Raw genomic sequence first — 15,322 nt, forward strand, 5'->3', positions numbered from 1 at the left:
CCTTACCCGCACGGCCATCTAGTGGCCTTGTTTTTCTTCCCAGGTGTCGGTGTTTGAGACGGTGAGGTGGTCGAGGGGGAAGGGGCCGGTCGTTTCCGTCGTGGTGACCAGGCCGTTGATGGTTTGGGTCTCGCCGGTGAAGGGGTTGGTGGCTGTACCGCTCCACGTTGTGGTCAGGGTGATGGTGCGGGTGGCGTCGGGATAGGGTCCGTCAAAGCGCGAGCGCCACCCGTTAGGCGGTGTGTAGTAGTGGCGGATGAGCCTAGGGTCCTTGTTCAGGTCCATGCCCTTCTCGTATGGCATTCCCTGGTAGGCGGTGACGGTGTTCGGGGTGCCGTCACCCCAGTCCCACTCGTAACTAGTGGCTCTGAGAGTGATGGTAATGTCGTGGCCCAGCAGGTTGATCGTGTGGGTCTGTGTGGGGTGGGTGGCTGCCACGATCGTGGGAATGTACTTGTTCGTAAACGACACCTTCGACGGCCGCTTATGCAAACCCGCACCGTCAGCATGGATGAGAGTGGCTGCGGCCAGCAGGATCTCGCGAGTCGTCGGGACGCGTTGAGGATTGGCGTCCTCTCCATGTTCTGGCGGAGGGTAGGCACATATCGCGACGCGTAAGTAGTCAGGGACATCCGGGTCTTGCGAGTCAGCAGCACAGTGAGCCCAGTCGACGTAGTGATCAGCCTCAGCTGTGGGCGTTCTCGTATTGGACTGACGGATTGTGTCATCCTTCGGAGTAAACACGGGGGACGATTGGACGCTACTCATCAGCGTACTGCTCTGATAGTCCCATAGGGATGTCATGACACCACTTCCGGCAGCATCTGAGTGGTAACCAAATCTTCCCTCAGTCTCACTGTCAGCAAGAGCGATAGAAGGCGCGCTTACAAGCGTGGCAGCCAGAGAAACTGTCACAATTGAGGATACGAATGTTGAGCGTTTATTTTTCATTTTCGCTGATCATCCGTCCTTGTGTTTCGATCCAACGTCCATCTTTCCAGGTCATGAACAGTGATAGAGTGGACGTATATTCATGTTTATTGACGGTTATCTTCTGCCCTTGGCAAGTCACACCTTCGACCGAGGAAATCTGAAGCTTCACACCGATCGTGTTAGCTTGAACATTGCCCTGTTCTTCTCCAACCGGCTCAAGGCGAAATACATGTAGAACTTTTGATTCCGTCCCATAAATCCATCCGTTTTCATAGGCAGTATCAATATCGCGGATGTACGAGGAAGCAAATTCCGATGAAGGATCCGACATGTCCGCCAGTGGTTGCGTATCTCCGGTGTTCCAGGCGTAGATCAGGAGCGCGAGGTAGTGTTCTGCGGCTGCTTCTGCTCCTCGTTCGGTATTCTCCTTGGCTTCCTCAGGCAACTCAGGCTGGGTGTAGGTGTCCGCCGCAAACTGAGCTGGCCGCACGAGGACGCCGTCGGGGCCGATCTGGTAGCCGCCCGACATTGCCGCCTCGCCCGAGGCCGACGCGGATGCGGTGGGTGCGGGCTGAGTGGCGGGGGTTGTGGCCGCGACGCCGGGTTTCTCGCCCCATGCGTGCCACCAGCCTTCGGCGACGCCGTTGATGTAGACGGCGAAGACGGCTCCGGCGGCGAGGCACACGTAGACCACGCGCATCGTCCAATAGAACGGCTCGACGTGCAGCCACGCCCAAAGCCGGGGATGAGCCCCCGCGGGCGGGTTGTCGTCACCAACCCCCGGCCCGCTACCGGCCTCAAAGAGCGCGTCCCGCGGTGCGGCGTCGTGCCGCAGCTGGTCCTCGTCCTCGGTGTCGAGGTGGTCGAATAATGGTGGAACCGTCATGGCGTTGTACTCCTCCACGGTGAGGTGCCCTGCAGCGTACCCCCGTCCTTGGAGGTGCGCCCTACTGTTTCAGGGTACGCGCAGAACCAGCACGAAATACTAAGAATGCTGCGCAACCATCACGCACATCCTCCCACCCACATTCCCGTAACCGCACGGATGTGCATGAACCAGCCCCGGCCTCGTCCATTCCTGTAGACGATCACGACGGGAGGCCGCCGAGTCAGTTACGGGGTGAACCCACCGAGTGCATCAGACGTTTCCTAAAGGAGCCGATCCAACGCCTCGCGGATCTTCTGCTCCTCCCCGGATCCGATCGTGGGCAGACGCAGGACGGGCACTCCATACGCGGACATGATCGAATCTTTGAGGCCGTCGCGCTTCTGCTGTTTCTGACTCATGCCGTGGAACGTCCATCCGTCCACCTCGATAGCAAGGAGAAGACGCTTCGTCACACGCGAGTAGACCCCGAAGTCGAGCGCGCTGTCCCTGAACACGAACGCTCGCTGTTCCTCGTTCAAGCGGCGCGTATTAGGCAATGCATCCCGCAGGAACACTTGGGTCTGATACCCAAAGCGCGCATACCTGGGTTCTGCGAGCACGTCTCGCAGGCATTGTTCCGCAACATTTTCTGCGGGCGAGCGCCGACGATCAGCCCACTTAGCCTGAGAATACCGCTCGAGCGACTCGCTATACGCGTTGTAGAGGACGTCGAAAATGGACACGATGTCCGACTGGACGACAGCACTCGGATCGTTCATCTCGATGTACTCGAGCAAGGCCCTCACGTTTCGGCTAAGCCGGACGCCCCCATGCGTGGTCACGACGACGAAGCGGTCTTTGGCTCGCGACACAATCACGTTCGTCAGTGCATCCGCATCGTAGAAGTCTTGCGCGGCCGAGCGGTCGTTGGCGTTGAGGACCGTGGACAGGATGATCGTGCCCGCACCGCGCCCCTGGAATTTGTGCGCGGTCTCAGCCAGCCATCGGGGATGAGCCCCATCGCCGAGGTCGCTACGAATCTGCTTGCTGAGGTTCGTTGCCTGCGCCCGAAACGGAGTCACGACGCCCAACACGAAGTCGCCCGACTCGTCTGCCCCCTCGAGCTCGACGCCGTCCCGGATGCTGCGCATATCCTCAAGGTCGGTGACGATATCGATTTCCCTCTGCGAGAAGAAGCCACTGCCGTGCGATGGGCGTCGCGCGTGGTTTCCGGGCGCAGCATAGACGATCGCGAGCGGATCGGGGGCATCGTCGGCAGGGACGCGCATCGGAATGAGCTGACCGCCGTAGTACATGCGGTTGCAGAACTCGATGATCGCGGGGTGACACCGGTAATGTTCCTTGAGCAGAGTGCTCGGCACCTGCGCAGACTCCGGCATCATCTTGATGGAGTCGAGCAGCGAGAGCGAACGGACGTCGAAGCGCGGCGCGGGCGGCTCCTTCTTGCTTTCATCCCACCCCTGGAAGATCGGGCCGAGCTGCTTGTCGTCACCAACGATGACGGCGTTACGGGCCTTGCTCAGCGCCGCCATCCCCTGGGGGAGCAGCACCTGGGAGGACTCGTCGATGATGATCCAGTCGAGCAGCGCTTCCTCGGCCAGGTTGTTCCGGATCGAAAAACACGTGGACGCCACGATGGGGTAGGTGCGTAGCAGGATGTCCGTCTGTCGCTTGAGCCGCTCGGTTGGACTGAGGCGGCTCGGACGCTCGCGCGTGAATCGCCTGAGCAAGGCGGCATCGAGGACCTCTCGGGAGTGGCGGCGATACTGCGCGCTCACTTCGACGAGGCCGTGGCGGGCAGCGCGGGCCTCGGCCTCCTCGATGCGGTCGGATAGTTCTTGCTCGTGGGCCCGGTAGAAGGCGAGTTGGAGCGCCGACTGGACGTGCGGGTCTCCCAGGTCAACGCCCTTCAAGGAGCCGTAAGCAAAGTAGCGACGCACCCGCTCGATGAAGCCCCGAGGACCACGCCCCACCCTCGGCGCGCAGCGAGCGAGGGCAAGCAGGTCACCGATGACCCCAGAGCGGCGCCTCGAGATAGCCAGATGAGAGATGTCCACAATCGGGCGGCGACTCTCCTGTACCTTTTCCTCAAAAAGACGCCGCTCACGCTGAGCCGCCGTCAGCTGCGCGCGGATCTTCGGAATGTCTCGAGCATCCTCCCATAGAGCGACGAGGCGATCTTCTTCGACCCGCAGCGCAGCTTCGTCGGCTCCGGCAGGCACATCCGACGACGCAGCGGACGCCTTGCGAGCCCAGGCCTCGCGCCTCTGTTCAAGGACACCCTCACGCTCGTGGAATTCCTTGACGCGCTTCGTTTTCCCGAGGTTCGCGACGAGGAAGCCGTAGCCTTCCTCCATCAGCTTGTCGACGACGTTGTCGACCGCAGAGTTCGCCCCCGCGACGACGCCGACAGTCTTGCCCTGCGCGATCAGGGAGGCGATGAGATTGAGGATCGTCTGCGTTTTACCCGTGCCGGGAGGCCCGTCGATGATGGACAGTTGGTGTGTGAGCGCGGCTCGAATCGCATTGCGCTGATCGATATTGGAGGGGAAGGGCATGATCAGTCGATCGCTCGCGCCCGTCTTCGTGGAGGTAGTACCGGCGAGGAACGCTTCCAGGGCGGAACGGCGCGGTGCCTGAGGGAGCCATTCCCACACGTTCGCGAGGATCGCCTCGGGCAGCATCTTCTCACCGCCCACCCAGCGGGGATAGTGGGCTGTCGGATCGAGCGTCGCCCCGGCTCGCCCTGCCTGCGCGCGCACTTCCTCGCGGACGTAGTTGAGGGTGGCGGCGTTTTGCCGATCCTCCGCTGTCGCGTACCTTACCCGCACCTCGTCGTGTCCGTAGCGATGAAGTTTGAGTGTGCCCTCAGCCGTGCGGTACGCGAGCGTGTAGCGGGGATCGCGCGGGTGGCCGGAGCGGCGGAGCGTCCAGATGATTTCGACATTGGTCCGGCGTTTGCCGCCAACACGAACCTCGTCGAGTGCGTCGACTGTTCGACGCTCGACCTGGTCGTAGAGGCGCGCCCTCTCCTCGCCGTATGGAAACTCTTTGCTGCTGGTGGTGTAAGTGACGACGATGCGCTTCCCATCGCGGCGTGCCTTCGCGATTTTCCAGGTGTCGTCCTGCCAGGTCAGCGTTTTTTTATCGCGAATCAGTACGTGCATCATGCGCGGATCGACGGGCTCCATGCCACTCCCCCTTGAGTTTTACACCCAGGATAGGCGACTTATCAGACCGACGGTAGGTTGTTGAATACCCACGGACAGAGCACTCACATACTCCATCAACAGAACTAGGTCGTCGACATTGATTTGACTTCATTTGACAATGCCACTAGGATCTACGTTTAAGCGCAAACGATAACGATCCTAAGTCGACACAAGCGACTACGCACCGTTAGCATTAGCGACAACCACTGAAGGAGACAGCTTCAACCATGTGATGAGAAAGGACAAACACATGAACATCTACACGATTTTTACAGACTGCCTATTCCTGGCACTCCACTTGATCCCACTTGCCGTCAACTGCGCATCAGACTTCAGCTTGTGGTTTGCCAACAGGTTCCGCACCGAGAGCAACAGATGCCAAAACGTCGAGCGTGAGAAGCAACCCGTAGTTTTCTACACTCCCAACCACGCACCCCTGCTACTGCCCCCGACATCTCCCGGAGCTCACCACCCCCACCTCACCGTGCCTCTCAGCCAGTACCTCGCGCTCAACCAGGGGACGAACCACATCCACATTCACGTCCATTTGGAGGGTCCAAACAACTGGATCGACGCCCACACACACGACGCGACAAGGTGACTTCCTCCCGAGCGTGAGCCAGGATTCACCCCATGGACGACTAATGACGACTTCAAGCTGACGAGGTATCGACCTCACGGGAACACACGCTTCATAGCGCGATCATGCCCGTCCTACAAGCGGCCACAGATCCGCATCTATGGGTTTATACACCAGGCTTAGTCTGGCATCTCAGGGACCCCCGCCACTATGGTGGGGGTCCCTTGTTATAGATTCTGTGGACGCAGATGTGCATGGCCCGCTTTAGAGTGCACGCATGGGTATGTCGCTTGTTTTTCTCCTCGTTGGCTTAGTGGTTGGTGCCCTCCTCGGGTACGTGGGCGCGGTGGCGCGCCGGGCGTCGACGCCTGACCAGGCGGGCACGCTGCGCGCGGAGGTCGCCCGCTGGCAGGCGCGCGCGGAGGAACTCTCCCGTCGCGTCGAGTCTGCCGAGTCCCGCTCACAGGGCGACGCTTCCGTCCTGCAGGCGCTCACCCCGGTTCGAGCGCAGCTGGAGCAGATGACGCAGCGGGTTGATCAGATGGAGCAGATTCGCGCGCGCCAGCACGGCGCCCTCGCCGAGCAGCTGCGGGAGTCCGCGAGGCGTGAGAACGAGCTGGCGCGCACGACCGCTTCCCTGGAGGGTGCTCTGCGGTCGCGGAGCGCACGCGGCACGTGGGGCGAGGTTGAGCTGGCGCGCATCCTGGAGGCTTCCGGAATGCTGCCGCACGTGGACTTCGCGGAGCAGCGTTCGATTGGCTCGCTCACTCAGGGACGAGGCCGGGGCGCAGTTTCATCGTCGGGCGACCTCGGCCGTCCCGACGTGACGATTCACCTGCCCGGGCAGGGGTTCCTCGCGCTCGACGCGAAGGCCCCCATGGACGCATACCTGCGGGCGTGCGCCATTGAAGAGAGCGGAGAGGACGCAGAATCTCGACGCCGCGCCGAGCTGTCGGCACACGCGAAGGCACTGCGCTCTCACGTTGAGGCGCTGGCTGGACGCGACTACGCGCGGTCACTGGGCGCGTCACCCGAGCTGGTCATCTTGTTCGTCCCATCCGAGGCCGCCCTGTCGGCGGCACTGCGCACTGATGCATCGCTCCTGGACGACGCGATGGCTCGCGGCGTGGCCCTGTGCTCTCCCGTCACGCTGCTGGCGGTCGCGCGCACGTGCGCCACTGCGTGGGCGAGGACGTCCATCAACGAACAGGCGGACCAGGTGATCGCGCTCGGCCGCGAGCTGTACGAGCGCCTCGGCGTCGTCGCCGGCCACATGGAAAACCTGGGCAAGCACCTGGCCAAGACCGTGGACTTCTACAACAAGACCGTGTCGTCCATGGAAAGCCGCCTCCTGGCCAGTGCACGGTCCGTGAGCGCACTCGAGGAGGCCTCGAAAAAGACTATGACCGTCACGTCCATCGACCCGGATGCCGCCCAGGTCCGCGCTTTCACGAAGCCTGAGTTGACGGGCCAGTGAGCGTGTCGGCGATCCCATCCAGCTGCACGCGGATCTCCTCAAAAGGGCGGTCCAGGTCGAGAGTCGTCGCGCTAATGCGGTTGCCGCTCATGCGGTAAGTGGCGTCGGGCTGGATGTCCTCGTCGGTCGCGGCGTAGAGGAGCATGCCGGAGACCTCGACGCCCTCCCCCGCTCGCTCGAACGCAATCTGCTTGTTCTTCACGTACGCGAAAATCTGGTACAGGTTCCCCGAATGCACGGTCCTCTTGTCGAAGTTGCTCTGCATCGTGGCCGCGTAGTACTTCGCGTCAATGATGAGCACGCGGCCGCGAGCGCTCAGCGTAATGTCGCTGCGCATGGCAGGCAGGCCGTCCGAAACCTCGTCGTCCAGCACCCAATCGATGAAGGACGCGCTCGCGCTCAGATGCGGGTGCTCCCTGCGGTAGTACTCGAGGATGAATTTCTCGTAGAGGCGACTCATGCGCTGCTCGTCGAAGAAATCCATCATGCGCGTTGTGCCGTCGCTCTGGGTTTGAAGCAGCCCTTTGACGACGAGCCAGCACACAGCCATCAGCATGCGGTACGTGCGGTTGTTTCGGTCGTAGCGCATGTTCCAGTCGACCGTGTGCAGGTCGATCTCGCGCACGTCCGCGAAGAACACCATGAGCTTTTTCAGGCTCTTCTTGCGCGCCTTCGAGATGTCCGAACGCACCAGCAGCGCGACCGTCGCCTTGATGATGCGGTTCATCGTCGTGTCGACGCTGAACTCGTCGTAGGAGCACACCAGCTGGCGGCGCAGGATCGCCTGCGATTTCACGGATTCGGCGACCTCGATTTTGCCGCGCAGGGAGGAGCGTGCCTCGGTTCGGCTGACGTATTCCTGCCCGAGGCCTCGTTTGAGTTGCAGGGACACGCCTCGCTCGAGGATGGCGGCACACAGCTCGGCCGCGTTGTCGAAATCCTCCGTGGCCACGGAACGGTAGCCCTGCTCGCGCAGTGCCGAGAAGGCGTAGGCGAGCATGTGGAAGAGGTTGCGGACGCGAATCACCGCAGCGGCCTGCGCAGCCTGTCGGTCCACTCGCGGACCTTGGTGGGCTCGTCGAACCAGTATTCCTTGAGCATCGGGATGAGCTCGTAGTCGACGATCGAGGCGAGGGCCGAGTCCGTGCACGTCTCAGGTTTCATGTTGCAGAAGTAGCTGTGTCCGATGCAGAAGCCGTCGCCGAGAGACTCATCCTCGGCGATCGCACGGTTGAGGGATTCCACCTCGCGCACCAGGGCCTCGAACGTCGGATTGCCGAGGCCGGAGCAGTACTCGCGGAAGCCATCGGAGCCGAAAGCAGGGCGCAGTTCCACGAAGGCGAAGCGGCGTCGCAGCGCGTAGTCAAGCATGGCGAGGCTGCGGTCAGCTGTGTTCATCATGCCGATAATGTGGACATTGCGAGGCACGTAGAAGAGCTCGCGTGAGTAGAGGAGCTGAAGTTTGTTCTTCGGTCCGCGTTTATCGCTCTCGATGAGCATGAACAGCTCGCCGAAGATCTTGGAGAGGTTGCCGCGGTTGATCTCGTCGATGATGAAGAAGTAGTCGTTCTCCTCGTCATCGGCGGCCTTCTTGCAGAAGGAGTAAAAGGCACCCTTGACCAGCTCAAATCCCGCACCGGAGGGCCGGTACCCCTCGATGAAATCCTCGTAAGAGTAGCTCTGGTGGAACTGCACCAGCTCGACACGCGAAATGTCCTTCACACCCATCATCGAGTAAGCAAGACGCTTAGCGACGAAAGTCTTGCCGACGCCAGGCGCGCCCTGCATGATGATGTTCTTCTTCGTACGCAGCAGCCCCACGATCGCGTCGTAGCGTTCCTCGCCCATGTAGACCTCGTCAAGGAATTGCCGGGCGGAGTACTCCGGGAAAACTACCAGCGGTTCCTCGTTGTCAACCTCGTCGTCGCTATCTTCGAAGAACGTCTCAATGCGAGAAAGGAGTTCAGGGTAGTCGGTGATCTCAGTGAGGGTCTTCATTGCCAGTCGTTCGTCGATTGGCCAGTTTCCTGAGGAAGTCCAGCGAACCGCCCGACAATTCGGGTAGTGGCCGCCCTCCGGATCGTAGACGTAGTCACCCGTGACGATACCTCGCCCGAGGATCTCCGAGCGGCCCTTCTTCACGAAAACGACATCGCCCGGCTTCATCTCGTTCGCAAACTGCCATAGGGCGTGAATGTCGTTCTTCTGGGTACCGTTTTCGGGATAGGTCTGGAGCATCTGCGCCTTCAGATCTTCCTTATGTGCGTAGGCAGTCAGATCCCCAATCTCGCCCCATGCCAGTCCCATGATCCCGCGCGAGTAGAACTCGTCCCACATGCAGGCGCCCCGGCCGGGGGCGTAGAGCCAATAGCGCACGGTCTCCACGTCGGCGTCCCCCAGAGCAGCCGCCTGAGTAAGTTCTTCCTTTTCTTTGTCAGCCTCTTTGTTCTCACGGTTGACCTGTTCGGAAACGCGCCACGCGTATACCGAAAGCTCGGGGAAGGAGAAGTACTCGTAGGTTCCGGATTTCAACACCGACAGAATGCTGTCGCGAATCCCCAGATATTCAGTGGATTCGGGAACTTTCTTCAACGACGCCAGCACAGAACGAACCGATGAAGGCATACGGTCGGGCAACGCGAGGAACCATCGGTCTCGCTTACTCAGGTTGACGTAGGAGTACGGGCGGATCCAGAAGAGTCCCATCGTGACGTTCCAACTGGCATGGCGCTGTTGAAGGACTGAATCGTAGGCATGACGGAACACTGCTTCTGTCTGTTCAGTCGGCTGATCCGCGTAAGCCAGCGCAACCGCAAACAAGTCCCACAGCCTATCGATATCCCCATCGTCCCGACGCACCTGGTCGTAGAAGGTCGCGTTGATGTTGAGCAGGACGGGGACACCGACAAAATCATCATGTAGAGGGGCCTGCACGCCGAGAGCGCCACCAATTCCGAGGGCAACCGCCCGGCGCTTATTGTCTGTGAGGCCTCGATTAAAGAGGCCGTAGACCGTGAAAGGATCAATATCCGTCGGAATACCGCCGGAGTCAAGCGTCGGCAGGTCCATACCGAGTTCGGCGTAGACATGCTGCAACGTCGCAATAAGAGCCTGCCGATCATCTTTGAAGGCAAGCAGTTTGTCCGCTAGTTCCATAAAAAAGCGCGGCCATGAGTACTGGCTATCCGTCGTCATGGCCACACCCTACCACCCGGGTGATCGGCAACACTATTCGGCTCGTACTCACACAACAGCAAAGCCGGGCGACGCTCTCGCGCGACCCAGCCACGACCTCGTCGTGAAGAAAGTTCTCGTGACCTCGTATCACTATTTGTCGCACGTCGGTGACACATCTCATTTAACGAGGTCACAGCAGTTTTTCAACCGACAGCATCCGACAAACCACGCAAGAATGGTTACGGGAGCAATGCCAGAGCGATCAGCAGGGCACACAAGCTGATCGCAGTACCTACGACGACACGTCACTGACCCGTTGCTTGAGCCGCGCATCACCCAGCGGCCCCCACCTCCGATTCAATGAAAGAGGCTCACATGAGCGAGAACAACGACAGCGCTGACCAGGACAAGACTCCCGAGGGCCCCCTCCAGACCGACCACGGCACGACCACCATCGAGGAAAACGTCGTCGCTAAGATCGCTGGCATGGCCGCCCGCCAGGTGCCCGGCGTGTACGGCATGGGCAACGCCGTACGCCGCGCCTTCAGCGCCGTAACCGACCGCATCCCCACCACCCAGACCAACGTCACCGGCGGCATCACCGTACACAAGGGCGAAACCCAGGCCGCCATTGATGTCACCGTCGTCGTCGAGTACGGCTACTCCATCCTCAACGTCTGCAACGACATTCGCAGCAACATCATCGACCAGATCGAAGGAACCACCGGCCTGGAGGTCGTCGAAGTCAACATCGACGTCACCGACGTCCACCTGCCCGAGGAGGAAACAAACACCTCCGTCTCAACCGATCTGAAGTAATCGACCTCGACGCCTGGATCTGAGGAATTCTCATGAAGACAACGCACCTGGCTCTCCTGGTGGGCCTGTTCATGGGGGCCGTTCTCGCGTTCGGTTCCTTCGCCAGCTTCGTCCTCGTTGCCCTGTGCGGCGTCGTCGGATGGGTAGTGGGCCTTTATCTGGAGGGCCGGGTCGATGTCCAACGTATCCTCGATTGGCGAAAGAGGTGACGAGCGTGGCCGCGCCTGACTCCGCGCTCACGCAGTCGAAGCCGTCGCGCGAGAAGGAATACTCCTTGACGCAGCGTGGCACCACGACTATTCCGGACAATGTCGTCGCCCGAATCGCCGCTCAAGCCGCGTTTGAATTTGCCGCCGTCGGCTCGAACGCAGGTGGAGTCCTCGGGATTGGCTCACGCCGAAACTTCGGGTCTCGGCCCGAGGCCGCGTGCCAACTCTATGGGCAGCGCGCGATCCTCCATCTGGACCTCGGCCTCGTCTTCCCCACCCCCTTGTCCTCCACTATCGAGGACCTGCGCGCACACGTGAGCGGTCGCGTCGAAAAGCTGTGTGGGGTACGCGTCGCCAAGATGTCCATCAACATTTCGTGGCTCAACCCAAGCAATCATGTCAGGAGGAGCCTGAGATGAGAGCACCCGTACCGGCGCTCATTTATCGACCGACCCGGATCGCATCTGCCACCGTCTTAGCATTGCTGCTCCTCATCGTCGGCGGACTCGGCACATGGCTGACGGGATACCGCCTCCTCACGGGGGCCTGGCCGCAGCGCACCGTCGCCACGCTCGACGCGGTCGGCACGGTGTCCTTCAGCTCCATCGCAGCACTTATTACTGCCGGAATCGCAGCCGTATGCGGCCTGTTGATGCTTGTCGCAGCACTGTGGCCTGGCCGCCCCAAGCACGTGGCTTTTCTTCCCGACGATATCCCCGGGCAGACGGCACTTCACCGTTCTGACCTGGCAATCCTCGTGAAGATGCACGTCGAACAGCTCGCCACGAATCGGTCCGCTTCCGCCACCGTGCGCAGGTCACGAGTCGACGTTGTCGTCTTCAGCGACGCGGATGACTTAGACGCCGTGCGCGAAGCTGCGTCCAAGAAGACCGACGAGGCCCTGGAGGTTTTCAACCCCGAGGGCATCACCCGCAGCCGTGTCCGCGCCAAGCGCGTGAGCTGAAAGAGAGCAGATTATGCGTTCAGTTTCTGCCGCTCTCAACAGGGTTCTCCTGGCATTCTTCGGGCTGCTTATCGTCTGCGCGTCCGCCTGGTTCCTCGCATCAGGCCTCGACGCAGGCCACTACGTGCCCGGCATTTCCGCATACCTTGCCGCAGCGCAGGACGAGATCGGGGCGATTCTCTCGCCTCGCGCCCACTGGCTCGTGCCGTGCGGAGTGCTGGCATCCGTGATTACGTTCCTCGTCGGTTTGTTCCTGCTCCTCATGCAGGTGCCGCGTAGGCCCGCGAATTCCTCGCTCAGGATCAGCGGCTCCGACGGTGCCCTGCTGGCGACTCTCCCTCCGGAAGTTCTGTCGCAGGCTCTCTCCGAGCGTGCACTCGGCGTTCCCGGGGTCGAGCGTTGCACTGTCTTCGTCACCGGTTCCCCGAGTAAGCTCTGGGTTCAGGCGGACACGAGCGTTGCGCCGGACTGCGAGGTCGAGTGGACCGTGACCGAGATCCGGAAGCTGCTGAACGAGGACGTGGCTACATCTCTCGGAACGCCGCCCAAGCAGCTCGACGTCCTCGTACGACTGGCGCGCTCGGTGAGCTCGAAATCAACGTCGAAGGCCGTCACGGGTCAGCCATCGCCGGCAATCACTGGAACAGACACAGGCGCGTGAGACGTGGGGTAGGGCGGGCGTCGCCTTGCCCCACGTTTGTCGTGGGCAGGGCACCCACATTCACGAGGCCGAGGCTGAGTCTCTCGTTAAAATACGCCCAAAGTACAGACCACCCTCAACAGCAAAGCCGGGCCATGCCCTCGCGCGACCCGGCCACTGCCTCGTTCAGGAATGATTAAACATTAAACCTGAATTCGACGACGTCACCGTCCGCCATCACATAGTCCTTGCCTTCCATGCGGACCTTGCCGGCGGCCTTCGCAGCGGCCATGGAGCCGGCTTCGACCAGGTCGTCGAAGGAGACGACCTCGGCCTTGATGAAGCCCTTCTCGAAGTCCGTGTGGATGACGCCGGCAGCCTTGGGGGCGGTGTCGCCCTTGTGGATCGTCCAGGCGCGCGCTTCCTTCTCACCGGCGGTGAGGTAGGTCTGCAGGCCGAGGGTGTCGAAGCCGACGCGGGCCAGCTTGCCCAGGCCGGACTCGTCCTGGCCGGATTCGGCGAGCATCTCGCGGGCGTCCTCGTCGTCCAGTTCAACCAGCTCGGCCTCGAACTGGGCGTCCAGGAAGATGGCCTCGGCAGGCGCGACGAGGGAACGCAGCTCGTCCTTCATCTCCTCGTTGTCCATCTCGGCGGCGTCCATGTTGAACACGAAGATGAAGGGCTTGGAGGTCATGAGCTGGAAGGAACGCAGCGCGTCCTGGTCCAGCTTGGCGCCCTCGGGGCCGGACAGCAGCTCGCCGCGCTCCAGCAGCTCGAGAGCCTGGCGGGCGGTTTCGAGGACGATCGGCTCGGTCTTCTTGCCGCGCACCTCCTTTTCGAGGCGCGGGATCTGCTTCTCGATCGTCTGCATGTCGGCGAGGATCAGCTCGGTCTTGATGGTCTCGATGTCCGAGGCCGGGTCCACCTTGCCGTCGACGTGCACGACGTCGGGGTCGGAGAAGGCGCGCGTGACCTGGCAGATCGCGTCGGCCTCGCGGATGTTGGCGAGGAACTGGTTGCCCAGGCCTTCACCCTCGGAGGCGCCGCGCACGATGCCGGCGATGTCCACGAAGGACACGGTGGCGGGCAGGATGCGCTGGGAGCCGAAGATCTCCGCGAGCGTGTTCAGGCGCGGGTCGGGCAGGGGCACGACACCGACGTTGGGCTCGATGGTCGCGAAGGGGTAGTTCGCGGCGAGCACGGTTGCGCGGGTCAGGGCGTTGAACAGGGTGGACTTGCCGACGTTGGGCAGTCCGGCGATACCGATAGTAAGAGACACGCCCCCATCCTATCGGAGCAGGCCCGGTGGTGTTGCCCTACTTCGTGTGGTTTGGCCCGGCGACGCGGGGCGCGTGGGGGCGCGCGGGTGCCATGCCGGCGTTTTTGAGGTCGGCGCGCAGGTCGCGGGGCAGCGCGAAGGTCGTCGATTCGGTTTCGGTGCGGGCCACCTCGACGGTGGGGAATCCGCGCTCCTGTAGCCATTCGATGACGTCGCGCACGAGGATTTCGGGCACGGATGCGCCGGAGGTGAGGCCCACGGTGTGGGCGCTCTCGAACCAGGATTCGTCGAGCTCGTCGGCCTTGTCGACGCGGTAGGCGGCGCCCGCCCCGGCCTCGAGCGCGACCTCGACGAGGCGCACGGAGTTCGAGGAGTTCGCCGAGCCGACGACGACCATGACGTCCACCTGGGGCGCGATGAATTTCACGGCGCCCTGGCGGTTCTGGGTGGCGTAGCAGATGTCGTCCGACGGCGGGTCGATGAGCTGCGGGAAGCGCTGGCGCAGGCGGTCCACGGTCTCGCGGGTCTCGTCGACGGAGAGCGTGGTCTGGGAGATCCACACGACGCGCGAGGGGTCGCGCACGACGACGTTATCCACCTCGTCGGGGGTACCGACGACCTGGATGTGGTCGGGGGCCTCGCCGAAGGTGCCCTCGACCTCCTCGTGGCCCTGGTGGCCCACCAGGATGATGTCGTAGTCTTCCTTCGCGAAGCGCACGGCCTCGCGGTGCACCTTGGTCACGAGCGGGCAGGTCGCGTCGATCGTGGCGAGGTGGCGGGTGGCGGCTGCCTCGTGGACGGCCGGGGAGACGCCGTGCGCGGAGAAGACGACGCGCGCCCCCTCGGGCACCTCGTCGGTCTCCTGGACGAAGATCGCGCCGCGCTTGGTCAGCGACTCGACGACGAACTTGTTGTGGACGATCTCCTTGCGCACGTAGACGGGCGCGCCGTAGAGCTCGAGGGCCTTTTCGACGACGTCGACGGCGCGGTCCACACCGGCGCAGTATCCGCGGGGGGCCGCCAAGAGGATGCGACCGCTGCCCTCACCGTGGGAGGCGGGCAGGGGGGATTCGGCGCTGGCACGCAGGTCGACGTTTTCATTCATGCATCCACACTAGCGCCCGGGTACCGAGGCGTGCGCGC

The 15,322-nt window shown here is 62.2% G+C and carries 14 protein-coding genes; 7 read left to right on the forward strand and 7 right to left on the reverse strand.

Annotation, left to right across the window (positions count from 1 at the left end; all coding sequences use genetic code 11):
* Positions 1-18 precede the first annotated feature (18 nt).
* The 3 genes from HMPREF1478_RS10060 to HMPREF1478_RS00710 form a co-directional block, all read right to left on the reverse strand.
* Positions 19-492, reverse strand: a complete 474-nt coding sequence (locus tag HMPREF1478_RS10060; protein ID WP_232207397.1) for a hypothetical protein — start codon at positions 490-492, stop codon at positions 19-21.
* Positions 493-940: 448 nt separating this feature from the next.
* A complete protein-coding gene (locus HMPREF1478_RS00705) occupies positions 941-1,819 on the reverse strand; it encodes a DUF6318 family protein (protein WP_016460171.1) in 879 nt (292 codons plus the stop codon).
* Positions 1,820-2,082: 263 nt separating this feature from the next.
* Positions 2,083-5,013, reverse strand: coding sequence for an AAA domain-containing protein (locus tag HMPREF1478_RS00710; RefSeq protein WP_016460172.1), 2,931 nt, complete (start codon positions 5,011-5,013; stop codon positions 2,083-2,085).
* A 271-nt stretch (positions 5,014-5,284) separates the two neighbouring features.
* Between HMPREF1478_RS00710 and HMPREF1478_RS00715 the strand changes: the two genes are divergently transcribed.
* Positions 5,285-5,635, forward strand: a complete 351-nt coding sequence (locus HMPREF1478_RS00715; protein WP_016460173.1) for a hypothetical protein — start codon at positions 5,285-5,287, stop codon at positions 5,633-5,635.
* Positions 5,636-5,891: 256 nt separating this feature from the next.
* Complete coding sequence (locus HMPREF1478_RS00720; RefSeq protein ID WP_016460174.1) at positions 5,892-7,091, forward strand: DNA recombination protein RmuC; 1,200 nt, start codon at positions 5,892-5,894, stop codon at positions 7,089-7,091.
* Here the strand turns inward: HMPREF1478_RS00720 and mcrC are convergent.
* Together mcrC and HMPREF1478_RS00730 are read right to left on the reverse strand one after the other, a co-directional pair.
* Positions 7,063-8,148, reverse strand: coding sequence for a 5-methylcytosine-specific restriction endonuclease system specificity protein McrC (mcrC, locus tag HMPREF1478_RS00725; RefSeq protein WP_016460175.1), 1,086 nt, complete (start codon positions 8,146-8,148; stop codon positions 7,063-7,065). The genes HMPREF1478_RS00720 and mcrC overlap by 29 nt on opposite strands.
* Positions 8,115-10,286 (reverse strand): DUF8426 domain-containing protein, encoded by a 2,172-nt coding sequence (locus HMPREF1478_RS00730; RefSeq protein ID WP_016460176.1) that lies wholly within the window; start codon positions 10,284-10,286, stop codon positions 8,115-8,117. The genes mcrC and HMPREF1478_RS00730 overlap by 34 nt, the downstream gene beginning before the upstream one ends.
* 357 nt (positions 10,287-10,643) lie before the next feature.
* Here HMPREF1478_RS00730 and HMPREF1478_RS00735 point away from each other — a divergent pair, with 357 nt between their 5' ends.
* The 5 genes from HMPREF1478_RS00735 to HMPREF1478_RS00755 are packed head-to-tail and all read left to right on the forward strand — an operon-like array spanning position 10,644 to position 12,921.
* Positions 10,644-11,087, forward strand: coding sequence for an Asp23/Gls24 family envelope stress response protein (locus HMPREF1478_RS00735; RefSeq protein ID WP_016460177.1), 444 nt, complete (start codon positions 10,644-10,646; stop codon positions 11,085-11,087).
* 32 nt (positions 11,088-11,119) lie between these two features.
* Positions 11,120-11,296, forward strand: a complete 177-nt coding sequence (locus HMPREF1478_RS10665; protein WP_009057414.1) for a hypothetical protein — start codon at positions 11,120-11,122, stop codon at positions 11,294-11,296.
* A 5-nt stretch (positions 11,297-11,301) separates the two neighbouring features.
* The gene (locus HMPREF1478_RS00745) at positions 11,302-11,715 is read left to right on the forward strand and encodes an Asp23/Gls24 family envelope stress response protein (RefSeq protein WP_016460178.1); all 414 of its coding nucleotides are present in this window, start codon (positions 11,302-11,304) and stop codon (positions 11,713-11,715) included.
* Positions 11,712-12,260, forward strand: coding sequence for a DUF6286 domain-containing protein (locus tag HMPREF1478_RS00750; protein WP_016460179.1), 549 nt, complete (start codon positions 11,712-11,714; stop codon positions 12,258-12,260). The genes HMPREF1478_RS00745 and HMPREF1478_RS00750 overlap by 4 nt, the downstream gene beginning before the upstream one ends.
* A 13-nt stretch (positions 12,261-12,273) precedes the next feature.
* A complete protein-coding gene (locus HMPREF1478_RS00755) occupies positions 12,274-12,921 on the forward strand; it encodes an Asp23/Gls24 family envelope stress response protein (protein WP_016460180.1) in 648 nt (215 codons plus the stop codon).
* A gap of 175 nt (positions 12,922-13,096) precedes the next feature.
* Here HMPREF1478_RS00755 and ychF read toward each other — a convergent pair whose 3' ends face one another.
* Positions 13,097-14,179: a redox-regulated ATPase YchF gene (gene ychF / locus HMPREF1478_RS00760; RefSeq protein ID WP_016460181.1), complete on the reverse strand. Its 1,083-nt coding sequence runs from the start codon at positions 14,177-14,179 to the stop codon at positions 13,097-13,099.
* Between the two features lie 37 nt (positions 14,180-14,216).
* Positions 14,217-15,284: a 4-hydroxy-3-methylbut-2-enyl diphosphate reductase gene (locus HMPREF1478_RS00765; RefSeq protein WP_016460182.1), complete on the reverse strand. Its 1,068-nt coding sequence runs from the start codon at positions 15,282-15,284 to the stop codon at positions 14,217-14,219.
* Positions 15,285-15,322: the final 38 nt, after the last annotated feature.

This window comes from Actinomyces sp. HPA0247 (genome assembly GCA_000411415.1).
Classification (GTDB): Bacteria; Actinomycetota; Actinomycetes; order Actinomycetales; family Actinomycetaceae; genus Pauljensenia.